The 22,630-nt window shown below is 70.4% G+C and carries 19 protein-coding genes; 5 read left to right on the forward strand and 14 right to left on the reverse strand.

Going from position 1 to position 22,630, the window contains the following annotated elements:
* Positions 1-3: 3 nt before the first annotated feature.
* Entirely contained in the window at positions 4-3,012 is a 3,009-nt protein-coding gene (locus ACFY1E_RS23600; RefSeq protein WP_389079074.1) for a carbohydrate binding domain-containing protein, read from the reverse strand.
* Positions 3,013-3,303: 291 nt separating this feature from the next.
* Between ACFY1E_RS23600 and ACFY1E_RS23605 the strand changes: the two genes are divergently transcribed.
* Positions 3,304-3,792 (forward strand): hypothetical protein, encoded by a 489-nt coding sequence (locus ACFY1E_RS23605; protein ID WP_389079075.1) that lies wholly within the window; start codon positions 3,304-3,306, stop codon positions 3,790-3,792.
* 21 nt (positions 3,793-3,813) lie between these two features.
* On the opposite strand, the gene cimA is transcribed toward ACFY1E_RS23605, so the two are convergent.
* The 7 genes from cimA to ureA all read right to left on the reverse strand — a co-directional run bounded on the left by cimA (position 3,814) and on the right by ureA (position 11,619).
* Positions 3,814-5,418: a citramalate synthase gene (gene cimA / locus ACFY1E_RS23610; RefSeq protein WP_389079077.1), complete on the reverse strand. Its 1,605-nt coding sequence runs from the start codon at positions 5,416-5,418 to the stop codon at positions 3,814-3,816.
* Between the two features lie 318 nt (positions 5,419-5,736).
* Positions 5,737-7,014, reverse strand: coding sequence for a TolB family protein (locus ACFY1E_RS23615; RefSeq protein ID WP_389079080.1), 1,278 nt, complete (start codon positions 7,012-7,014; stop codon positions 5,737-5,739).
* 148 nt (positions 7,015-7,162) lie between these two features.
* Positions 7,163-7,765 carry a TetR/AcrR family transcriptional regulator gene (locus ACFY1E_RS23620; RefSeq protein ID WP_389079083.1) on the reverse strand — a complete coding sequence of 201 codons (603 nt, stop codon included), beginning with the start codon at positions 7,763-7,765 and terminating at the stop codon, positions 7,163-7,165.
* The gene (locus ACFY1E_RS23625) at positions 7,762-8,085 is read right to left on the reverse strand and encodes a hypothetical protein (RefSeq protein WP_389079085.1); all 324 of its coding nucleotides are present in this window, start codon (positions 8,083-8,085) and stop codon (positions 7,762-7,764) included. Before ACFY1E_RS23625 ends, ACFY1E_RS23620 begins: the two co-directional genes overlap by 4 nt.
* Positions 8,086-8,122: 37 nt before the next feature.
* The gene (locus ACFY1E_RS23630) at positions 8,123-9,160 is read right to left on the reverse strand and encodes an agmatine/peptidylarginine deiminase (protein WP_389079087.1); all 1,038 of its coding nucleotides are present in this window, start codon (positions 9,158-9,160) and stop codon (positions 8,123-8,125) included.
* 84 nt (positions 9,161-9,244) lie between these two features.
* Positions 9,245-10,939, reverse strand: a complete 1,695-nt coding sequence (locus tag ACFY1E_RS23635) for an urease subunit alpha (RefSeq protein ID WP_389079090.1) — start codon at positions 10,937-10,939, stop codon at positions 9,245-9,247.
* On the reverse strand, positions 10,936-11,619 hold the full coding sequence (ureA, locus tag ACFY1E_RS23640; protein ID WP_389079092.1) for an urease subunit gamma: 684 nt from the start codon (positions 11,617-11,619) through the stop codon (positions 10,936-10,938). The genes ACFY1E_RS23635 and ureA overlap by 4 nt, the downstream gene beginning before the upstream one ends.
* Before the next feature lie 118 nt (positions 11,620-11,737).
* Here ureA and ACFY1E_RS23645 point away from each other — a divergent pair, with 118 nt between their 5' ends.
* Positions 11,738-13,219 carry a cytosine permease gene (locus tag ACFY1E_RS23645; protein ID WP_389079094.1) on the forward strand — a complete coding sequence of 494 codons (1,482 nt, stop codon included), beginning with the start codon at positions 11,738-11,740 and terminating at the stop codon, positions 13,217-13,219.
* 37 nt (positions 13,220-13,256) lie between these two features.
* Here the strand turns inward: ACFY1E_RS23645 and ACFY1E_RS23650 are convergent, their stop codons facing one another.
* On the reverse strand, positions 13,257-14,363 hold the full coding sequence (locus ACFY1E_RS23650) for a branched-chain amino acid aminotransferase (protein ID WP_389079096.1): 1,107 nt from the start codon (positions 14,361-14,363) through the stop codon (positions 13,257-13,259).
* A gap of 249 nt (positions 14,364-14,612) precedes the next feature.
* Entirely contained in the window at positions 14,613-15,656 is a 1,044-nt protein-coding gene (locus ACFY1E_RS23655; RefSeq protein WP_389079099.1) for a 3-isopropylmalate dehydrogenase, read from the reverse strand.
* 217 nt (positions 15,657-15,873) lie between these two features.
* Between ACFY1E_RS23655 and ACFY1E_RS23660 the strand changes: the two genes are divergently transcribed.
* Positions 15,874-17,385: a purple acid phosphatase family protein gene (locus ACFY1E_RS23660; RefSeq protein ID WP_389079101.1), complete on the forward strand. Its 1,512-nt coding sequence runs from the start codon at positions 15,874-15,876 to the stop codon at positions 17,383-17,385.
* 52 nt (positions 17,386-17,437) lie between these two features.
* On the opposite strand, the gene ACFY1E_RS23665 is transcribed toward ACFY1E_RS23660, so the two are convergent.
* Complete coding sequence (locus ACFY1E_RS23665; protein ID WP_107056436.1) at positions 17,438-17,569, reverse strand: hypothetical protein; 132 nt, start codon at positions 17,567-17,569, stop codon at positions 17,438-17,440.
* Positions 17,570-17,854: 285 nt separating this feature from the next.
* On the opposite strand from ACFY1E_RS23665, the gene ACFY1E_RS23670 reads away from it, so the two are divergent.
* Positions 17,855-18,061 carry a DUF5988 family protein gene (locus ACFY1E_RS23670; protein WP_351475510.1) on the forward strand — a complete coding sequence of 69 codons (207 nt, stop codon included), beginning with the start codon at positions 17,855-17,857 and terminating at the stop codon, positions 18,059-18,061.
* Positions 18,062-18,266: 205 nt separating this feature from the next.
* Here the strand turns inward: ACFY1E_RS23670 and ACFY1E_RS23675 are convergent, their stop codons facing one another.
* From ACFY1E_RS23675 to ACFY1E_RS23685, 3 genes are all read right to left on the reverse strand, one after another.
* Positions 18,267-18,578 (reverse strand): alpha/beta fold hydrolase, encoded by a 312-nt coding sequence (locus ACFY1E_RS23675; protein ID WP_389079104.1) that lies wholly within the window; start codon positions 18,576-18,578, stop codon positions 18,267-18,269.
* A gap of 26 nt (positions 18,579-18,604) precedes the next feature.
* Complete coding sequence (gene pruA / locus ACFY1E_RS23680) at positions 18,605-20,236, reverse strand: L-glutamate gamma-semialdehyde dehydrogenase (protein ID WP_389079106.1); 1,632 nt, start codon at positions 20,234-20,236, stop codon at positions 18,605-18,607.
* Between the two features lie 80 nt (positions 20,237-20,316).
* On the reverse strand, positions 20,317-21,243 hold the full coding sequence (locus tag ACFY1E_RS23685; RefSeq protein ID WP_389079109.1) for a proline dehydrogenase family protein: 927 nt from the start codon (positions 21,241-21,243) through the stop codon (positions 20,317-20,319).
* Between the two features lie 128 nt (positions 21,244-21,371).
* Between ACFY1E_RS23685 and ACFY1E_RS23690 the strand changes: the two genes are divergently transcribed.
* Positions 21,372-22,583 (forward strand): PucR family transcriptional regulator, encoded by a 1,212-nt coding sequence (locus tag ACFY1E_RS23690; RefSeq protein ID WP_389079111.1) that lies wholly within the window; start codon positions 21,372-21,374, stop codon positions 22,581-22,583.
* The last annotated feature ends 47 nt before the right edge of the window (positions 22,584-22,630 follow it).

Raw genomic sequence — 22,630 nt, forward strand, 5'->3', positions numbered from 1 at the left:
TCCTCAGGTGGCCCGGTAGGCCGTGATCAGCTTCTCCACGGCCGCCCCGTACCGTCCGGTGAGCGAGAGGTGGTCCGCGTCGGCGAAGGGTTTCGCCACCGCCTCCGTGATGCCCGTGCCCGCCTTCTGCTGGACGATCAGCCGGGCCCTGGTGACGAGCGCGCGGCCGGTCTCGTCCGCGCCCTTCTTCTCGGCGACGGCGGCCGCCGTCGCGAGCGCCTTCAGCGTCGCCGCGCCTCCCTCCGGCACCTTGGTCAGGGTCGTCAGACCCCAGCCGTACGGGAACTGCGGGTCGTACGCCGTGTCACCGACGTTGATCGGCAGCTGCGCCTCGGACTTGGGCCAGGTGACCGGGAGCTGACCGGTGAAGGGGCGTTTGCCGTACAGCACGTCGGCCACCCCGTCGCCCTCCGTGCCCGGGAGCCAGGAGGCGACCAGGCCGTCGATCTCGCCGAGCCGGTCACCGATCAGCTGGGGACGCCCGGAGACGATCAGCACCACGCACTTCATGGCCGCGCACACCTTGTCGACGGCGGCCCGGTCGGCGGCGGAGAGCAGCAGATCGTGCCCGTTGCCGACGTCTCCGACGCCCTCGGCGTACGGGGTCTCGCCGACGACGACCACGCCGACGTCGTAGCCGGCCGTGGGTGCGGAGGCGTCCTTGGAGTAGGTGACGTCTCCGTCCTTGCGCATCCCGGCGAGGATCGTCGTGCCCTGGGTGTGGGTGCCGGAGGCGCCCTGCCAGGTGACGGTCCAGCCGCCGGTCTGGTTGCCGAGGTCGTCGGCGTTGGACCCGGCGACGTACACCTTCTGGTCCTTCTTCAGGGGCAGCACGCCGTTCGCGTTCTTCAGCAGGACCTGAGACTCGGCGGCCGCCTGCCGTGCGACGGCCCGGTGCGCCGCCGAACCGATCTGCGCGGCCCCGCTCGTGTCGGCGTACGGCTTCTCGAAGAGCCCCAGCCGGAACTTCTGGGTGAGGATGCGCGAGACGGCGTCGTCGATCCGCCGCTCGCTGATGCGACCGGCCTGCACCTCGGCGACGAGCTGCGCGGTGAAGTCCTTGTACGCGTACGGCACCATCATCATGTCCACGCCCGCATTGACGGATGTGCGCACGTGGGAGGAGTAGTCGCCGGGGAGCTGGTCGATGGCGTTCCAGTCGCTGATCACGAAGCCGTCGAAGCCCATACGGCCCTTGAGCACGCCGTTGATCATGTCGGCGCGGGCGTGCATCTTCACCGGGCCCTGTCCGTCGCCGAGGATGTCGAGCGAGGAGTACGAGGGCATGACCGTACCGATGCCCCGGTCGACGGCGGTCCGGTACGGCGCCAGGTGGACGGCCTCCAGCTGCTGCCGGGTGACCTTGGTGACGCCCTGGTCGATGGTGTACGTGCCGGTGGTGGACGAGCCGTACTCGGTGCCGCCGTCGCCGACGAAGTGCTTGGCGGTGGCGAGTACCTTGTCGTTGTCCTTCAACTCCCGCCCGCTCGCCGGGCCTTGGAGGCCCTGGATGACTGTCTCCATGGACTCGACGAGGGCCGGGTCCTCGCCGAAGGACTCGTAGGAGCGGCCCCAGCGTTCGTCGCGGGATACGCAGAGGCAGGGGGCGAAGTCCCAGGGGACGCCGGTGGCGCGGACCTCGGACGCGGTCGCCGCGCCTGCCTTCTCGGCGAGTCGGGGATCTCGGGTCGCCCCGATGCCGATGTTGTGCGGCATGATCGTGGCGCCGACCAGGTTGTTGTGGCCGTGCACCGCGTCCACGCCGTAGATCAGCGGGATCTGGAACCGCGTTGCCTGCGCCCGCAGTTGGAAGCCGTCGATCATCTTCGCCCAGGCCTCGGGGGTGTTGGGCGTGGGTGTGGAGCCGCCGCCGGACAGGAGCGAGCCGAGGTCGTAGGCGGCGACGTCCCCGCCGTCCCCCACGGCTCCGCGCTCGGCCTGGGTCATCTGGCCGGCCTTCTCCGCCAGGGACATACGCGAGACGAGGTCGGCGACACGCTTGCGGACCGGCAACTTCGGGTCCAGGTACGGCAGTCCGTGCGCGTCGATCACCACCTGCGGGGTCTCGGCCGGGGGCTTGGCGCCGGTCACCGTGAGCTTGAGCGGGATCGTCTCGGCGGACTCGGGCGACTTGTCGCGCAGGGTCGGCACGTGGATGGTGCGCGTCGCTCCGGAGGCCGTACCGGCGGGGAAGGTGAGGGTTCCGGAGACCGGTGTGTAGTCCCTGCCGGGGTCCGCGGTGCCGCCCGTGGTCTCGTAGGTGACGGTCACCGGGTCCGCGACGGGGGCGGAGCCGGTGGTGGCGAGGGTGACCCGGACCGCGGCCGTACCGCCCTCCTTCACCGGGTACACGGCGGTGTCGGTCGTGACGCCCGCCCGCAGCGATTGGTCCGCCTTGCCGTACAACTCGACGTCGTCCATGGCGAATCGGCCCTTGACGCCGACCGGGAGGGTGACGGAGTAGCCCCACATCTGAGTGAGCCCGAGAACGTGGTCGATGCCGCCGACGGGCTGGTAGTCGGTGCGGTAGACGAAGTCGCCGAAGGGGATCTCGACCTGTTTCCAGCCGGTGAAGTCGTCGGTGAAGGAGGTCGTCCAGAGTTCGGAGGCCTCGCCGTTCGCGCCGCCGTCCTTGATCTCGAAGGCGATCTTCTTGCCGTTGTCCTGGCCGTCCCACCAGAAGCGGATGCCCTTGTGGGCCGACCAGTCGTGGGCGGGTTCGTTCGCGGCGAAGTCGTGGGTGAAGCCGCCGTAGCCGCTGATGTCGTAGGTGCCGGTCAGCACTTTCTCGCCCTCGGGGGCGTCGGTTCTGGCGGTCAGCTGCAGCGTGGGCGGATCGTCGCTGTCGCCGCCCCAGGTGAAGATGCCCTCCGCGGGCTGGGAGGCGAAGGGGACCTCGCCCTCGAAGCGGTCGACGGGCGTGGGGGGCGGATCGTCGACCGCCTGGGCCACGGCGAGGGGTAACAGGGCGGTGAGCAAGGCGGTGGAGACGAGCAGGGCGGTTCTGCGCATGGCCTTCCCTCAACTCTCTTGTCCCACAAACGACTTAGTTCACCTCGTGAGTTAACGAGTGGCGCAGGAAGCCGTCAAGACGGCCGACAGCCCCGGAACTCACACCAGTCCATTTGGCCCGGTCCGAGAGCGTGCGCCACCTGCACGGTCCGGGACTCCGGGATCACCGGCCACGTCGTCACCGCGGCCCCGGCACATGGGCCGCCTTTCGTCGGGCAGTTGTGCGACCGCAATGGAACCGGTGCGATGCCGTGGTCGTAGTGCGGATCGCTCGGTGATGTCCTGAAGGACATGAGACGTGGGGTGGGCGCGGTCGCGGGGGCCGTCGGCGGGGCGTTGCTTCTGAGCGGTTGCGGGGCGATCGAGCTGCCGCTCGCGGGGGTGCGGGTCGGAGCGGACGGCGTTCCGTATGCCCTGATCCGGCCTTGCGGTGACGACCGCATCCAGGGTTTGTCGCTCACCGGCACGAAGGCCGGGGACGGTACCGGGAAGGACCTCTCCGGTTGGTGGGTGCGCGGAAAGCGGCGCACCGGGGACGCGGGTTTTCCGCTCTTCTCGCCCTTGGCCGAGTGGCACGCCCACCACACCGGACCCCAGCGGCCGGTGGCCGAGTACACCTACCAACTCGGCTTCATGAAGGGCGACTTCAACTACGAGTACAGCACCACGCTGACGTTTCGCGCGGCCGACCTGGCGAAGCTGAGGCCCGGTCAGGTCTGGGCGGACGACCGGGTCATGAGCCTCGGCGAGTTCGAGAAGCTCGCCGAGGACTCGTGCTGAACTGCCCGCCGAACCGCGGAGTTACTCCGCGGGCTCCACCCCGGCCCGCAGCAGACCGTACGTGTACGCGTCCTCCAGCGCCTGCCACGACGCCGCGATGACGTTTTCCGCCACGCCGACCGTGGACCACTCGCCCGCACCGTCGGAGGTGGAGATCAGCACGCGAGTGGTGGACTGCGTGCCGTGGACGCCCTCCAGGATGCGGACCTTGTAGTCGACGAGGTCCAGCTTGGCCAGCTGGGGGTAGATCTTCTCGAGTGCCACGCGCAGGGCGCGGTCGAGGGCGTTGACCGGGCCGTTGCCCTCGGCGGTGGCGACGATGCGCTCGCCCTTGGCGTAGAGCTTGACGGTGGCCTCGTTGGCGTGGCTGCCGTCGGGGCGGTCCTCGACGATGGCACGCCAGGACTCGACCTCGAAGTACTGCAGGGGCTTGCCCTGGACCTCGGCGCGCAGCAGCAGTTCGAAGCTCGCGTCGGCGGCCTCGTAGGTGTAGCCCTTGAGCTCGCGCTCCTTGACCCGCTCGACGACCCGCCCGACCAGCTCACGGTCGCCGCCCAGGTCGACGCCGAGCTCCTTGCCCTTCAGCTCGATCGAGGCGCGGCCCGCCATGTCGGACACGAGCATCCGCATGGTGTTGCCGACGAGCTCGGGGTCGATGTGCTGGTACAGGTCCGGGTCGACCTTGATCGCGGAGGCGTGCAGACCGGCCTTGTGGGCGAAGGCGGAGACACCGACGTACGGCTGGTGCGTGGAGGGGGTGAGGTTCACGACCTCGGCGATGGCGTGCGAGATCCGGGTCATCTCGCGCAGCGCGCCCTCGGGCAGGACCTGCTTGCCGTACTTGAGCTCCAGGGCGGCGACGACCGGGAAGAGGTTGGCGTTGCCGACGCGCTCGCCGTAACCGTTGGCCGTGCACTGGACGTGGGTGGCGCCCGCGTCGACGGCGGCGAGCGTGTTGGCGACCGCGCAGCCGGTGTCGTCCTGGGCGTGGATGCCGAGCCGGGCGCCGGTGTCGGCGAGGACGGTGGAGACGACGGCCTGGACCTGGGCGGGGAGCATGCCGCCGTTGGTGTCGCACAGGATCACCACGGACGCTCCGGCCTCGGCGGCGGCCCGTACGACGGCCTTGGCGTACTCCGGGTTGGCGCGGTAGCCGTCGAAGAAGTGCTCGCAGTCGACGAAGACCCGGCGGCCCTGTTCACGCAGGAACGAGACGGTGTCGCGGACCATCTCCAGGTTCTCGTCGAGGGTGGTGCGCAGCGCGAGCTCGACGTGCCGGTCGTGGGACTTCGCGACCAGAGTGATCACCTCGGCGCCCGAGTCCAGGAGCGCCTTGACCTGCGGGTCCTCGCTCGCCTTGGCGCCCGCGCGGCGGGTGGCGCCGAAGGCGACGAGCTGGGCGTGCCTGAAGTCGATCTCCTGCCGGGCGCGGGCGAAGAACTCGGTGTCCCGCGGGTTGGCGCCGGGCCAGCCGCCCTCGATGAAGCCCACGCCGAAGTCGTCCAGGTGCCGTGCGATGGCCAGCTTGTCCGCGACGGTGAGGTTGATTCCCTCGCGCTGCGCGCCGTCGCGCAGGGTGGTGTCGAAGACGTGGAACGAATCGTCGAGCTCGCTGGTTGCGGTCATGGTGTTCAAGGCTCCTGCTGTTGGATCCCGTCGGATCACGGTCGTTACCGGAATGACCGGCTCCACCGTCCTCAATGATCCCTCGCGCTTTGCTCCCGGCTGAAGGTGGGCCAGAAAAGCGAAAAACCTCTCGCGGGTGCGAGAGGTCTGCGCGCGGGTCGAGGACGACGGTGTCCACCCGTACCTGGTCGTACGTGGCGGTCACTGCGGACCGGCGCGCCTGCTGCCAATAATCATGGCGAACGAGAGCACGGGGGCAGTCTGGCACAACCCGCCCCCGTGTTCACTGTCCGTCTCAGGATGCGAGCACTGTGCTGATCACGGCAGGCGTCGTACGAAACCGTCGTAGAAGCCGTTGGTGTCGCCCGCGACGAGCTGGCCCGACTCGCTGCCGAGGCCGATGCGGCGGGCGCCCGCGCTCACCGCGTAGACGGCGACGGACCGGTCCGTGACGGGTCCGCCCGTGACGGACTCGCTGACCAGGCGGGTGGAGCCGGTGCGCAGGTCGCGGAGGTAGACGTTGGCGGGCCCGAGGCGGCCGTCCGCCAGTCGCGGCTGTGCCTGATAGGTCACGTAGCGGCCGTCCGGGCTGAGGACGGGCTCGCTGATCCCGTCCTCGCCCGCGGGGCCTGCCTTGACCCGCCGCGTGACGTCCTTGCGCAGGTCGCGGACGTAGACGGTGGAGCCGGTGCCGGGGTCCTCGCCCGGGACGATCTCCTCGTCGCCCCAGTAGGAGAAGGCGATGGTGCGGCCGTCGGCGGAGAGCGAGGCGGGCAGCGCGTACCGCTGGGCCGGGGCGCCGTCCGGTCTGACGTTGACCTGTTCCTCGGTGCCGGTGCGGCGGTCGTGCACCCAGGTGCGGCCGTAGGAACTGCGCGGCACCGGCTGGGTGTACGCCACATAGCGGCCGTTGTCGCTCAGCCCCTGCAGCAGGGAGGGATTGTCCGGGCGGTCCCGGTTGCTGATCCGCTCCACGGTGCCGGTGCGGCGGTCGAGGAGATACACGATCCCGAAGAGGTCGCGGGGGTTCGTCTCCATCCGCTCGGCCTTGGCGTTGAAGGCGATGTAGCGGGCGTCCGGTGTCATCGTGGCGTTGGCGGTGAAGGCGGAACCCCCGTCGAGCGCGACGCTGATCCGTTCCGTGCGGCCGGTGCGCCGGTCGTGCAGGTAGATGTCCTGGGCCGCCTCGTTCGTGGGTGGGTTGTCCCAGTGGACCAGGTTCCTGGCGTTGGAGCTGAACAGCACGTACCGGCCGTCCGCGCTGATGGCGCGCGCCTGCGAATCGCCGCCGGCCGCCTGGGCGCCGTCCGAAGCGACATCGACCCGCTCGACCGTCCCCTTGCGCAGGTCGCGCACGAAGACGTCCGCGCTGCGGTTGGTGTCGCCGGGCACCAGATTGGACGCGTACGCCGTGAAGAGCGCGAAGCGGCCGTCCGCGCTGAACTGCGGTCCGTACGCGTTCTCGTCGGCCTGCTCCCCCGTCGCCGACACCGTGACCCGCTCGGTCGCGGGCCTGGGAGCCGCTGCCCCGGACGGCGATGTCGCCGTCAACGCGACCATGGCTCCCGCCACCGCCGCGACGGACATCCCACGCATGGCTCTGAGCACGATTCCCCCTGTGATCCCCGTTGTGTTCCCCGTGTGACGCTTGTCCCCTGCCCTGCGCCAAGGGCTCCTTTCGAGACAAACGCACCACGCGGTACAGCGTCAATCCCCCGAATTGAGTACAACCCGGGACACGGGCTCAGACGTCCGCGAGCAGGCTCTCGTCCAGGAAGTCCCGTACGTGGCCGAGAACTTGCCCCCGGTCCGTCCCTCGCAGCCCGATCGCCACATGGATGGAGAATCCGTCCAGCAGAGCCCGCAGCCGGGCCGCGTAACGGTCGGGGTCGACGCGGCGGAACTCCCCCCGCGACACCCCCTCCGCGATCAGTGCCACCAGGTCGCGGTGCCAGACGCCCTCGATGGCGGCCTGCCGGTCGCGGGCATCCTCGTCGGCGTTCTGCGAGCGGTTCCAGACCTCCAGCCAGAGGGTCCAGTGCGGGTCGCGGTGGCCGTCGGGGACGTACAGGTCGACGTAGGCGTCGAGCCGCTCGCGGGCCGTGCCGCCGCGCGCCAGCAGCCGTCCGCGCTCGGCGCCCAGCCGGCCCTCGCTCCACTCCAGGGCCTGCAGCAGCAGTTCGTCCTTGGAGCGGAAGTAGTAGAGCAGGTGACCGCTGCTCATGCCGACCTCGCGGCCGAGCGCCGCCATGGTGAGCTTCTCCAGACCGCGTTCGGCGATCATGTCCATGGCGGCGGCGAGGAGTTGTTCGCGGGGCGGGGCGGGAGTGCGGCGCCGGGCGGTCACGCGGCCGCCTCGACACGCACGGCATCCGGGACGCGCCGCGCCTCGTAGCCGCTGCGGCACACGACGTCGTCCGGGTGCAGGACATATGTGCCGCGCGGCCCGGCGGAGACCGGCGCGCCCCGCTCGTCGGACTTCCACTTGCCGCCGGGCACGACCCCGTCGTACTCCTCGTCGTCATCGACCGGCTCGGACGGCGGGCCGTGCCGCCTGCCGTCCGGGCCCGGGAGCCCGTCCCAGCCCGGGTACCCGGGCATCTCGTCCAGTTGCCGGACGGGCTCGGTCAGCCGGCCTCCGCAGGCGGCACAGATCAGCACGTTCACCCGTATGTTCTACCTGACGGTCCTGCCCCGCGGGCCGTCAGCGGACCTTCGGCTGCTGCTGGGTGATGCAGTGGATGCCGCCCCCGCCCGCGAAGATCGTCCGGGCGTCCACGAGGGTCACCGTCCGCTCCGGGAAGAGCCGACGGAAGATCCCGGCGGCGATCTCGTCGCGCGGGTCGTCGAAGCCGCAGAGCACGACGCCGCCGTTGCAGAGGTAGTGGTTGATGTAGGAGTAGTCGGCCCAGTGGCCGTCGGCCTCCAGCACGGTGGGCGCCGGGACCTCGACGACCTCCAGGCTGCGGCCCCGCGCGTCCGTCTGCGCCCTCAGCAGCCCGATGACCTCCTTCGTCACCTCGTGGTCCGGGTGCGCCGGGTCCGGCTGGGAATGTGCGACCACGACACCGGGGCGTGCGAACGCGGCGACGATGTCGACATGGCCGAGGGTGCCGAAGCCGTGCGGCGGATAGTCGCCGGTGAGGCCGCGGGGCAGCCAGATCGCCTTGCGGGTGCCGAGCTGGGCGTGGATCTCCGCCTCGACCTGCTCCTTCGTCCAGCCCGGGTTGCGCTCGGGACCGAGCTGCACGGTCTGAGTGAGCAGGACCGTCCCCTCGCCGTCGACGTGGATCGCGCCGCCCTCGTTGACCAGCTTCGAGGCGTACGTCCTCGCGCCCGCGAGGTCCGAGACATACGCGGCGATCTTCGCGTCGTGCTCCCAGCGGGCCCAGCCCTGGGCGCCCCAGCCGTTGAACGTCCAGTCGACGGCGGCGAGTTCACGCCCGTTCGTGAGAAACGTCGGGCCGATGTCCCGCATCCACGCGTCGTCCAGCTCGCGCTCGACGGTGTCGACGCCCGGGCCCAGCGACGCCCGCGCCTGCGCCGACTGTCCCGGTCCGCACACCACCGTCACCGGCTCGAAGCGGCGGACCGCACGGGCGACCGACGCCCAGGCGGCGCGTGAGGCGGCGAGGGCCTCCGGGTCGTCGAAGGTCGCGTTGGGCCCCGGCCACGCCATCCAGGTGCGCTCGTGCGGAGTCCATTCGGCGGGCATGCGGAAGCCGTCGGCGGCAGCAGACATCGAAGGTCCTTGTCGGAGGAAGGATCGGAGGAAGGGTCGAAGGAGGGATCAGAGAAAGGCGCGGAGAAAGGCGCAGAGGAAGGCTCAGAGGAAGTAGAGGCGGTTGAGAGAGACGGAGTCGGCCGGATGTGAGCGGACCGGCTCTCCGTCGAGGGTGACCAGACCGGTCCGCTGGTCGACGTCCACGGCTCCGGTACGGGAGTTGAGCCGCAGGTCGGCCGGTCCGATGCCGCGGGTGCCGTGCACGGCGACCCTTCTGCGCCGGGTCGGCATGGTGTCGTTGCCCTGGTCCAGGGCGGCCTGGGCGACGAAGGCGACGGAGATCTCGGCGGGCGTCGCTCCGTGCGCCCCGAACTGCGGCCCGAGGACCAGCGGTTCACAGGTGTCCGTCGCCGCGTTGGGGTCGCCGACCACGCCGTACGCCGGGAAGCCGGACTTGAGGACCAGCTGCGGCTTCGCCCCGAAGTACTCCGGCCGCCACAGCACGATGTCGGCGAGCTTGCCGACCTCGATCGAACCGACCTCGTGCGAGAGCCCGTGCGCGATCGCGGGGTTGATGGTCAGCTTGGCGATGTAGCGCAGGACGCGCTCGTTGTCGTGCTCGTCCGGGGCGCCGAACTCGGCCTTCATCTTCCCGGCCATGGCGAAGGTACGGCGGACGGTCTCGCCGGCCCGCCCCATGCCCTGCGCGTCGGACGAGGTGATGCCGATGGCGCCCAGGTCGTGCAGCACGTCCTCGGCGCCCATGGTCCCGGCGCGGATGCGGTCGCGGGCCATGGCGGCGTCGCCCGGCAGGTCGGTCTTCAGGTCGTGGACGGAGACGATCATGCCGTAGTGCTCGGCGACGGCGTCCCGCCCGAAGGGGAGGGTGGGGTTGGTGGAGGAGCCGATGACGTTCGGGACACCCGCCATCTTGAGGACATTGGGGACGTGCCCGCCCCCGCACCCCTCGATGTGGAAGGCATGGATGGTCCGGCCCTCCAGCACCCGCAGGGTGTCCTCCACCGACAGGCACTCGTTCAACCCGTCGCTGTGCAGGGCGACTTGGACGTCGTGCTCCTCGGCGACACGCAACGCCGTGTCCAGGGCACGCGTGTGGGCGCCCATGTCCTCGTGCACCTTGAAGCCGCTCGCGCCGCCCTCCGCCAGCGCCTCCACCAGGGGCGCGGAGTGCGAGGACGAACCGCGGCCCAGGAAGCCGATGTTGACCGGCCAGGCGTCGAAGGCGTTGAACGCGTGCCGCAGCGCCCACGGCGAGTTGACGCCGACACCCCACACGGGCCCGAACTCCTGCCCGATGATCGTGGTCACGCCGGACGCCAGCGAGGCCTCCATGATCCGCGGCGACAGCAGATGGACGTGCGTGTCGACGGCACCGGCGGTGGCGATGAGCCCCTCGCCGGACACGATCGAGGTACCCGTGCCGACGACGACGTCGACCCCGTCGAGGGTGTCGGGGTTCCCGGCGCGCCCGATCGAGCAGATCCGCCCCTCCCGGATGCCGATCGACACCTTCCGGATCCCCTGCACGGCATCGATCACCACCACATTGCTGATGACGACGTCACAGGTCTCCCGGACGGCCGCCGCCTTGAGGTGCAGCCCGTCGCGGGCGGTCTTGCCGAAGCCGGCGAGGAACTCGTCGCCGTACTGCTGGGAGTCGGACTCCACGCGGACGGTCAGCCCGGAGTCACCGAGCCGGACCCGGTCGCCGGCGCGGGGCCCATGGGTGGCGGCATAGGCGCGAGGGTCGATGCCCGGGCGGTGGTCGTTGCTCATCGTTCTGCTCCCAGATATCCGCAGGCGGCGGCCCTGCGCAGGGCCTCTTCCTTCGCCCCCGGCGCGTCCAGCGCCCCGTCGACGAGTCCCGCGAACCCGATCGCGACCCGCTCGCCCCCGATCGGCACCAGCCCGACCTCGACGCTCTCCCCCGGCCCGAACCGCACCGACGACCCGGCGGGCACGGCGAGCCGCATCCCATAGGCCTGTTCCCGTACGAAGACGAGGCGCGGGTTGGCCTCGAAGAAGTGGAAGTGGGAGGTGACGGAGACCGGCACGGTGGCGGTGTTGGTCACCGTCAGCCGCACGGCCGCCTCGGGCTCGGCATGCTCGGGCCCGGGCAGCAGCGCGCCCGGCGCCTGCTCCCCCAGCCCGCCCCCGCCGATCGGATCGCTCACCACCGCGAGCCGCGAACCGTCGTCGAAGACGGCCTCGACATGTACCTCGGTGACGACGTCCGCGACGCCGGGCAGCACATCGGCCGGGCCGAGGACGGACCGGGCGCGCTCGATGGCCTCGGCGAGCCGCGCGCCGTCACGGGCGGCCTCGCAGACGGTGTCCGCTATCAGCGCGGTCGCCTCGGGCACGTTGAGCCGAAGGCCCCTGGCCCGCCGTGCCCGGGCCAGCTCGGCGGCCCCGAAGAGCAGCAGCCGGTCGCGTTCGGTCGGTGTCAGCCGCATGTCCATCCCTCCATTTAGAGCATCACTCTAAACATGGAAGTCCTTAGGAGGAAGGTCTTGACGGCCACAGCGTCAGGAGTCACATTGAGTGCCGCTCTAACCAACCGAAAGGGCCGCCATGCCGATCTCGATGGAACAGCGCGGAGTGGACACCATCCCCGAGGAGGAACGCACCAGCGGGCCCCGCGACCTCGTCTCGATCCTGCTGGGCTCCAACCTCTGTCTGGGCGTGATCATCTTCGGCTGGCTGCCGCCGTCGTTCGGCCTGGACTGGTGGTCGTCGCTGAGCTCGATCGTGGTCGGCACGGTGGCGGGCACGGCCCTGACGGCGCCCCTGGCCCTGATCTCGCTGCGCACCGCGACGAACCTCTCCACCTCCTCCGGCGCCCAGTTCGGCGTGCGCGGCCGGCTGGTCGGCTCGGTGGTCGGCCTGCTCCTCGCCCTCGGCTACACGGCGCTGACCGTGTGGATCGGCGGGGACGTCATGGTGGGCGTGCTGCGGCGGCTGTTCGGGCTGCCGGTGGACGGAGTGGCGTACGCCCTGGTCTACGCGGTCCTCGCCGGGGCGACGGTCGCGGGCGCGGTGTACGGCTACCGGGTGCTGCTGGCCATGTCCCGGGTCCTGGCGATCGGCATGACGGCGCTGCTGGCGCTGGGCGTCCTCGCCTACGCCCCGCACTTCACCACCTCGGCGATCCCGGAGACCGGCGGCTATCTGCTGGGCGGCTACTGGCCGACCTGGCTCCTCGCGACGGTGGCCGCGGGCCTGTCCGGCCCGATCGCCTTCATCACCCTCCTCGGCGACTACACCCGCTACATCTCCCCGGCCCGCCACTCCTCCCGCCGGGTCCTGCACGCGACCTGGCTCGGCCTGATCCTGGGCCTGCTGGTCCCCCAGCTCTTCGGCACCTTCACGGCGTACGCGGCCCGCGCGGCAGCGGACTACGCGGGCCCGCTGGTGACGGCGTCCCCCGCCTGGTACCTGGTCCCGCTCCTGCTCTCCGCCTCCGCGGGCTCGGTCGGCAACGCGGGTCTGATGCTTTACTCGATGGGCCTCGACCTGGACGCGATCCTGCCGCGCGCATCCCGCGCCCGAGCCACCTACACGGTCGCGATCGTCGCCACGGCCTGCGTCTTCATCGGCCACTACACCTGGAACGCCCAGTCCGCGATGACGTCCTTCGTCCTCCTGCTGACGGCCATCGGCACCCCGTGGGCGGTCATCACCCTCATCGGCTTCGTGCGCTGCCGCGGGGTGTACGACGCGGACGCCCTGCAGGTCTTCAACCGCCGCGCCCGGGGCGGGATCTACTGGTACCGGGCGGGCTGGAACGTACGGGCGACGCTGTCCTGGGCGGTGGGCGCCGGGTTCGGCCTGCTGGCGGTGTCACTACCGTCGTACCAGGGCCCACTGCTGTCGCTGACGGGCGGGGTGGACTGCAGCTTTGTGCTGTCGGGGCTGGTGGGGGGTGCGACGTACTCGTTGCTGCAACTGACGGTGCTTTCTCGGCCCGGGTCAGCAACTCCAGCCCGTCCGGCGCTTGAGGACGAGGCCGTCCAGGCCGAAACGGGGGGCCTGGGGGGCGCAGCCCCCCAGTAGGGTCACGGCACCCCCCGCACAAACCCCCGCTCAGCCCTCAGCCGAGAACGTGCATCCAGCCGTGCTTGTCCTCCGCCGTCCCGCGCTGGATGTTCAGCAGCGCCTCGCGGAGCTTGAGCGTGACCTCGCCCGGCTCGCCGCCCGACTGCTGCCACTCGGCGCTCGCGCGCTTGACGGTGCCCACCGGGGTGATCACGGCGGCGGTACCGCAGGCGAAGACCTCGGTCAGCGTGCCGTTCTCGGCGTCGCGCTGCCACTGGTCGATGGAGATGCGGCCCTCCTCGGACTCGTAGCCGAGGTCGCGGGCGACGGTCAGCAGCGAGTCACGGGTGACGCCCTCCAGGATGGAGCCCGTCAGCGAGGGCGTGATGATCACCGGCTTTTCATTGGACGCAGCGCCGTACACGAAGTACAGGTTCATGCCGCCGAGTTCCTCGACCCACTTGTGCTCGACCGCGTCGAGGTAGCAGACCTGGTCGCAGCCCTTGGCGGCGGCCTCGGCCTGGGCGAGCAGGGAGGCCGCGTAGTTGCCGCCCGTCTTCGCGTCGCCCATGCCGCCGGGGACGGCACGGACGCGGTCCTCGGCGAGCCAGATGGAGACCGGCCTGACGCCGCCGGGGAAGTAGGCGCCGGCCGGGGAGGCGATGACCAGGAAGAGGTACTCGTTGGCGGGCTTCACGCCCAGGCCGACCTCGGTCGCGATCATGAACGGGCGCAGATAGAGGGACTCCTCGCCGCCGTGCGCGGGCACCCATGCCTTGTCCTGCTGGACGAGGACGTCACAGGCCTCGATGAAGGTCTCGACCGGAAGCTCGGGCATGCCGAGGCGGTGCGCGGAGCGCTGGAAGCGGCGCGCGTTCATCTCGGGGCGGAAGGTGGCGACCGAGCCGTCCGGGCGGCGGTAGGCCTTGAGGCCCTCGAAGATCTCCTGGGCGTAGTGCAGGGTCATGTTCGCCGGGTCGAGCGAGAGCGGGCCGTACGGGACGAGCTGGCCGTCGTGCCAGCCGCGGCCCTCGGTCCACTTGATCGTCACCATGTGGTCGGTGAAGTGGCGGCCGAACCCGGGGTTCGCCAGGATCGCCTCGCGCTCCGCGTCGGAGAGTGGCGAGGCCGAGGGCTTGAGCTCGATCGTGGGCGTCGTCATGAGTGGTTGTCCTTCACCGGTTGTGTGTGACGGGCCGCGCTCACGTCCGTACGGCCGGTGGCCAGTGCTGGGACGTCCGAGCATTCCCTCAATCCGCGGCTCCGCGTTCGATTATCGCAAGGCGGGGACCGTGGAAGAAACGGCGTGAAATGCGGCCCGGGGATGATGGTGGCACCCGGCGGGGACACAGCGGAAGCCGCCGGGTGCTGATGCGACCCGGCGGCTTCGAAAGTTTCGAGGAGCGCGGGGTCAGCCGGCTACTCGTACGGCCAGCGCGTCGCCGATCTCCGACGTGGAGCGGGCGGGCTTGCCGGTGCGCTCGGCGAGGTCGGCGGAGACCGCCTCCTCGATGCGGGCGGCCTCGGCCTCGTAGCCGAGGTGGCGCAGGAGCAGCGCGACGGACAGGACCGTGGCGGAGGGGTCGGCCTTGCCCTGGCCCGCGATGTCGGGCGCCGAGCCGTGCACGGGCTCGAACATCGAGGGGAACTCGCCGGACGGGTTGATGTTCCCGCTCGCGGCGACGCCGATGCCGCCGGAGACGGCCGCGGCGAGGTCGGTGATGATGTCGCCGAAGAGGTTGTCGGTGACGATCACGTCGAACCGGCCCGGGTCGGTGACCAGGTAGATGGTCGCCGCGTCGACGTGGATGTAGTCGGTGGTGACCTCGGGGAACTCCTTGGCCACCTGGTTGAAGATGTTCGTCCACAGGTGGCCCGCGAAGGTCAGCACGTTGTTCTTGTGGACCAGCGTGAGCTTCTTGCGGGGACGGGCCTGGGCGCGGGCGAAGGCGTCACGTACGACGCGCTCGACACCGAAGGCCGTGTTCACGGAGACCTCGGTGGCGACCTCGTGCTCGGTGCCCTTGCGGATGGTGCCGCCGTTGCCCGTGTACGGGCCCTCGGTGCCCTCGCGGACCACGACGAAGTCGATGCTCGGCTCGCCGGCCAGCGGGGTGGCGACACCCGGCAGGAGCTTCGACGGACGCAGGTTGACGTGGTGGTCGAAGGCGAAGCGGAGTTTGAGCAGGAAGCCGCGCTCCAGGACGCCGGAGGGGACGCTCGGGTCGCCGATGGCGCCGAGCAGAATGGCGTCGTGCTTCTTCAGCGCGTCGAGGTCGGCGTCGGTGAGGGTCTCACCGGTGTCGTGGTAGCGCTTGGCGCCGAAGTCGTACTCCTTGGTCTCCAGCTTCACATCCTGCGGAAGGACGGCGGAGAGGACCTTCAGACCTTCGGCCACGACCTCCTGGCCGATGCCGTCACCGGGAATCACTGCGAGATTGATGCTGCGAGACATGTCGGCACCCTACTCCGCGTCCCATTGAATGACATGTCATGTCCGCCATACGGACATGACAGTGACGGGGAGCGCCAACTGGTCGTCGCCCGTTCACCCGTATGTCTGGCGGGCGTTGGCCGTCGCTGGGAAGTTCCCTCCCATGACTGTGCCCTCCAGGGGGACACCCCCCGTACCCGACGTCGGAATCCCGCCGCAGCTTGCAGACCGGCTGAGCATGGCCGAGCAGCACGAGTACCTGCGCACCAAGCTGATCCGGCGCCGCACGCTGGTGACGGCGGGTGCGGTGGCGGCGGGCGGGCTGCTGAGCGGCTGCGGTGGCGGATCGGGAGCGCAGGGCACGAGGGCCTCGGCGCCCGCGAGCCCGGCGGTGCACGGCTCTGTGATCTCCCCCTTCGGCCGGCATCTCGCCTTCGGCGCCGACCCGAAGTCGCAGCTGCGGGTCTCCTGGCAGGTCCCGCTCGCGGTGCGGAAGCCGTACGTCCGCATCGGCCTGACGCCCGACGGTCTGGGCCGGAAGATCGAGGCCGAGGTCCGCGATCTGCACACCCCGGGCGTGACGGGCGTGCGTCCGGCGCTGGAGCAGTACTACCTCCACGCGGCCCTGGACGGCCTGCGCCCCGGCACGACGTACTACTACGGCGTGGGCCACGAGGGCTTCGACCCGGCGGACCCGAAACACCGCTCGACGATCGCCACCTTCCGCACGGCGCCGGCCTCCCCGGAGAGGTTCGTGTTCACGGCCTTCGGCGACCAGGGGGTCAGCCAGGCCGCGGCCGCCAACGACCACGTCATCCTGCGCCAGAAGCCCGCCTTCCATCTGCACGCCGGGGACATCTGCTACGCCGACACCAATGGCCGGGGCGAGAAGTCGGACGGCTACGACCCCGCCTTCTGGGACCTGTTCCTCAAGCAGAACGAGCCCGTGGCCAGGTCGGTCCCGTGGATGGTGACGACCGGCAACCACGACATGGAGGCCTGGTACTCACCAGAGGGCTACGGCGGCCAGCTGGCCCGCTTCTCCCTCCCGGACAGCGGCTTCGACGCCCGCACCGCGCCCGGGGTGTACGCGTTCACCTACGGCAACGTCGGCTTCGTGGCGCTGGACGCGAACGACGTCTCGTACGAGATCCCCGCCAACTTCGGCCACAGCGGCGGCAGGCAGACGAAGTGGCTGGACGAGAAGCTGGCCGAGCTGCGGTCGGCGAAGGACGTCGACTTCGTCGTCGTCTTCTTCCACCACTGCGCCTACTCGACCTCCGCGCACGCCTCCGACGGCGGGGTACGGGCGGAATGGCTGCCGCTGTTCGCCAGGCACCAGGTGGACCTGGTGATCAACGGGCACAACCATGTGTACGAGCGGACGGACGCCATCAGGAACGACGGGGTCGGCAGGCCGGTCCCCATCGGTGCGTCCACCGACCCGACACGGGACGGGATCGTGTACGTCACGGCGGGCGGCGGCGGCCGGGATCTGTACGGCTTCCCGGCGGGCGTGCAGGAGAGCTACGAGGGACACGTCACGCACCACGACTCCGTCGACACTTTTCAGTGGACGAAGTCAAGGGCCTCCGCGGCGGAGACCGTGGAGTGGTCGCGGGTGCGCTACCGGGGTTTCTCCCTGCTCACGGTGGAGGCGGAGAGCGGTGCGAGGCCCAGCCTGAAAGTGTCGGCACTCACGGACAGCGGCGAGCGGATCGATCACTTCGAGGTGCGGCGCGGGGCGTGAGCCCGCGCCGCACCTTGCGGGTGCGGCTCCCGGCTCAGTGGTGATGCCCGGCTCAGTGGCCGGTCGAACCACCGTTGTCCCTGCGGTCCAGGGCGCGCTGGAGGGCGGCTGCGGCGTTCTTGCGGTCGGACTCGCTCGTGCGGGAGATGTGACGGACTCGGCGGCGTGCGGTCGTCTCGGCCATGGGAAATCGACTCCTTCGACATCCGGGAGTGCGGAAAGGGGTTACGAGACGCCGGATGGGGCGGGGAGCGATGCCGCAGGGGTTGCCTGCACGGGGCGCGCTCACGACCGCCATTCGCTTGGTCGAGCGAGACGTTCGGCTCCTACAAAAGTAAGCGAGCGGGCCCGGTCTGTCTCCACAATTACTCGGACTTCCTACTATCTGAGACAGTGGATTGGGTCACACGGCTCTGATCAGGAGTAATGTCGTTTTCTGCCGGACTCCAACCGAGGGAAGGGTGAGGTCATGCCCGACACGGTCAAGGCACTTCTCGAGGGCGGCCCGCAGGATCTGCCCGCACGGATCGTCCCGGTCGACACCTCCGGACCGGACCTGAAGATCGAGCTCCGGAACGGCTACGAGCACTTCAGGGCGACCTCGCGTCACGCGAACACCCCGGAAGGCAGCCTGCCGGTGTACGAGTGGTGGGAGCGGACGGAGATGCCCGGCTAGGCCACCACCGACCCGACCGCCTCCCGGAAGCCCCGTCGGGTCGTCCTTCCGCATGGTCCTGGAACTCGGCCGACCACTGGAGAACCGCCGACTCGCGGTGCTCGTCGTCGGATCGCACCGGGCGGTCGTCCAACTCCCGCCAGCGGGCGAGGCGTTCGGGCTGCTCGCCGAGGCGGGCGAGGGGGTGGGCCAGGAAGGCGGGGTGTCAGTCGGCGTCCGGTCCGATGCCCGTGCCGGACACGTACACGAGCAGGCTCACCCGCTCCGGGTGCGCCAGGGCGTAGCTCAACGCGAGCTGCGCGCCCCACGAGTGGCCGAGCAGCCGTATCCGCTCCAGACCGAAGTGCGTCGTACGACGTCGAGATCGGCGACGAAGCGGTCGAGCGTCCGGGGACCGGTGCCCTGCCGCTCCGAACGCCCGCAGCCCCCAGGGATCGCCGGAGCCCGACCGCGCGGCCCACAGACGTACGCCGTCGTCGGCCGCCACGGTCGGGCTCTCGTTCTGCTTCGCCGTCATGAGGGGCAGTCTGCCCCGGTGACGGGTCAGCCCATGTGCGGGTAGGTGTAGTCGGTCGGCGGGACCAGCGTCTCCTTGATGGCGCGGGTCAGGGTCCAGCGCATCAGGTTCTGCGGGGCGCCGGCCTTGTCGTTGGTGCCGGAGGCGCGGCCGCCGCCGAAGGGCTGCTGGCCGACGACGGCGCCGGTCGACTTGTCGTTGATGTAGAAGTTGCCGGCCGCGTAGCGGAGCTTGTCCATCGTGTACGCGGCCGCCGCACGGTCGTTGGAGATGACCGAGCCGGTCAGCGCGTAGTCGGACACCGACTCCATCTGGGTCAGCATCTCCTCGTACCTGTCGTCCTCGTAGACGTACACGGCGAGGAACGGGCCGAAGTACTCGGTGCGGAAGACCTCGTTCTCCGGGTCGGTGCACTCGACCACGGTCGGGCGGACGAACCAGCCGACCGAGTCGTCGTAGCTGCCGCCCGCGACGATCGTGCAGGCCGGGTCGGACTTCGCGCGGTCGATGGCGGCCTTGTTCTTGGCGAAGGAGCGCTCGTCGATGACGGCGCCGATGAAGTTGGACAGGTCGGTGACGTCGCCCATGGTCAGGTAGTCGACCTCGGCGGCGAACTCCTCCTTGAACCCGGAGTTCCAGATGGACGCCGGGATGTAGGCGCGGGAGGTCGCCGAGCACTTCTGGCCCTGGTACTCGAAGGCACCGCGGGTCAGCGCCGTCTTCAGGACCGCGCGGTCGGCGCTCGGGTGGGCGACCAGGAAGTCCTTGCCGCCGGTCTCGCCGACCAGGCGCGGGTAGGAGCGGTACTTCTCGATGTTGGTGCCGACCGTCTTCCACAGGTACTGGAAGGTCTTCGTCGAGCCGGTGAAGTGGATGCCGGCCAGGTCCCGGTGCTCCAGCGCCACCTTGGAGACCTCGATGCCGTCACCGGTGACGAGGTTGATGACGCCCTTGGGCAGCCCGGCCTCCTCCAGCAGCTGCATCAGCAGGACGGCCGCGTGGGTCTGGGTCGGGGACGGCTTCCAGACGACGACGTTGCCCATGAGCGCGGGCGCGGTGGGCAGATTGCCTGCGATCGCGGTGAAGTTGAAGGGCGTGATCGCGTAGACGAAGCCCTCCAGCGGGCGGTGGTCGAGACGGTTCCACACACCCGGGGAGTTGGCCGGGGGCTGCTCGGCCAGGATCTGGCGGGCGTAGGCGACGTTGAAGCGCCAGAAGTCGATCAGCTCGCAGGGACAGTCGATCTCGGCCTGCTGGGCGGTCTTCGACTGGCCGAGCATGGTCGATGCGGCGAGCGTCTCGCGCCACGGGCCGGACAGCAGCTCGGCCGCGCGCAGGATGATCGCGGCGCGGTCGTCGAAGGACATCGCGCGCCAGGCGGGCGCGGCGGCGAGGGCCGCGTCGATGGCGTCCTGGGCGTCCTGCTGGGTGGCGTTGGCGTAGGTGCCCAGGCGGGCCTTGTGGTTGTGCGGCTGCACGACGTCGAACCGCTCGCCGCCGCCCATCCGCTTCTCGCCGCCGATCGTCATCGGCAGGTCGACCGGGTTCTCGGCCAGCTCCTTCAGCTTGACCTCCAGCCGGGCGCGCTCGGGCGAGCCGGGGGCGTAGCCGTGCACCGGCTCGTTGACGGGGGTGGGGACCTGGGTCACAGCGTCCATGGGATCCGTAACTCCTTGATGTTGAGCGGGTGTTGCGAGCGGGGGTGCGGGCTCAGCCCTTACTGGTCAGTTCTCGGCGATCAGCCCTTGCTGACCATCGACCGGAGGAAGAAGCGCAGGTTCGCCGGCTTCTCCGCGAGGCGGCGCATGAAGTAGCCGTACCAGTCGGTGCCGTAGGCGGTGTAGACGCGCATGCGGTGGCCCTCGGCGACGAGGCGGAGGTGTTCGTCGCTCCGGATGCCGTAGAGCATCTGGAACTCGTACTCGTCGGGCTTGCGCCCGGCCTTGCGGGCCAGCTCCTGGGCGATGGAGATCAGACGCGGGTCGTGGGACCCGACCATCGGGTACCCCTCGCCCTCCATCAGGATCCTGAGGATCCGCACATACGCCTTGTCGATCTCCTGCTTCTGCTGGTACGCGACCTCGGCGGGCTCCTTGTACGCGCCCTTCACCAGCCGCACCCGGCTGCCGGCCGCGGCGAGGCGGCGGGCGTCGGCCTCGGTGCGGAACAGGTAGGCCTGGATGACGCAGCCGGTCTGCGGGAAGTCCTTCCGCAGCTCCTCGTGGATGGCGAACATCGAGTCGAGGGTGGTGTGGTCCTCGGCGTCGAGCGTGACCGTCGTACCGATGGCGGCGGCGGCCTCGACGACGGGCCGGACGTTCGCGAGGGCCAGCTCATGGCCGCCGTCCAGCGCCTGGCCGAACATCGACAGTTTGACGGACATCTCGACCCGCTCGCCGAGGCCCAGGTCGCTCAGCCGGTCGACCAGCGTCAGATAGGCGTCGCGGGCCGCGGCGGCCTGCTCGGGGGTGGTGATGTCCTCGCCGACGACGTCCATCGTCAGCTCCAGACCACGGCCGGTGAGATCCTTGATGATCGGCAGGATGTCGTCGATGGTCTCACCGGGGATGAAGCGGTCGACGACCTGCTTGGTCACCGGGGCCGCCGAGATCAGGCGTCGCATCCGGTCGCTGCGCGACGCGGCAAGAATCACGGGACCCAGCACGGGGCACCTCCACAAACCAGCAGATAGAACCACCGTGAAACCTAAGGATCCCTCCGATCCTCAGCCATCGACAGCTGTCACGCATCCGTGCCGCAGATCTCAGACAGATGTATGAAGCAGGCCCGGAAATGCGGGAGAATGCCCGAGTGACGTCCGAAGTCTTCAGCCATGCGGGTGACTACCAGGAGCTGGTCGACGAGATCTCCGAGCTCCTCGGCGTGCCCGCGACCCTGGAGAACCGGGACTTCGAGCTGATCGCCTTCGGTGCGTACGACAGTGAGGACGACCTCGACACCTCCGCGCTGGACCCGGTGCGCACCCGCTCGATCCTGACAAGGCGCTCCACGTCCGCGGTCCGTTCGTGGTTCGAGGGCTTCGGCATCACCCGGGCGACGGGCCCGGTCCGTATCCCGCCGACGCCCGAGGCGGGCGTGTACCGGGGACGCATCTGCCTTCCGGTACGCCATCGGGGTGTCGTCCTCGGCTATGTCTGGCTGCTGGACTCCGAGCCGGGCCCGACCGAGCGGCAGCTGAGCGCGGCCATGGACGTGGCGGCCCGCATCGGCGCCCTGCTGGCGGACGAGGCGCAGCACGGTGCCGACCTCACCCGGGAGCTGCGGGCCGTGCTCACCGCCGAGCGCGGCTGGCCGCAGGACATGGCGGTGGCGGAACTGCGCACCGCGCTCGGCGCCCGCGCGGACGGCCTGCACACGGTGGTCTGCGTGACCCCCTGGCCGTCCGCCGACCCGGACGCCGCCCCTTCCGTGCGTACGGTGCCGGGGGCGCGGGCGCTGTGCACGGTGCCGTGGGGTGCGGCCTCCCATTCGCTCGCCCTGCTGGTACGGCTGCGCTCGGCGGACGTCCTGACGCCGGCCGGCTCGGCGGCGACGCGGCTGCTCGAGCGGGCGCGGCAGCTGGAGGGGGGCGGCACGGCGGCGTGCGGCATCGCGGCCGCACGCACCGGGCTCGCGGAGCTGGCGACGGCCTGGCACGAGGCCCTGGCGGCGGCGCGGGCCGCGCTGGCGGAGCCCCGGCTCGGCCCGGTCGCCGAGTGGGCGCACATCGGCCCGTTCCGCCTGCTGACCGCGCTCCCGCCGGAAGCCGCCCACGACCCTGCCGTACGCACCCTGTTGTCCCCCGCCCACCGCGAACTCGCCCGCACCGCCGAGATCTACCTCGACTGCGCGGGCCAGGCCGCCCGCACGGCCGCCGAGCTGGGCATCCACCGCCAGACCCTGTACTACCGCCTGTCCCGCGTGGAAAAACTGACGGGCCTCGACCTGGACGACGGCGAGGACCGGCTGCTGCTGCACATGGCGCTGAAGAGCGCACGGCTGTAGCCGCCACGCGCGACCCGCGGCAGCCGTCGGTCCTCACGGCGAAGGCG

Source organism: Streptomyces sp. NPDC001604 (genome assembly GCF_042893475.1).
GTDB lineage: Bacteria > Actinomycetota > Actinomycetes > Streptomycetales > Streptomycetaceae > Streptomyces.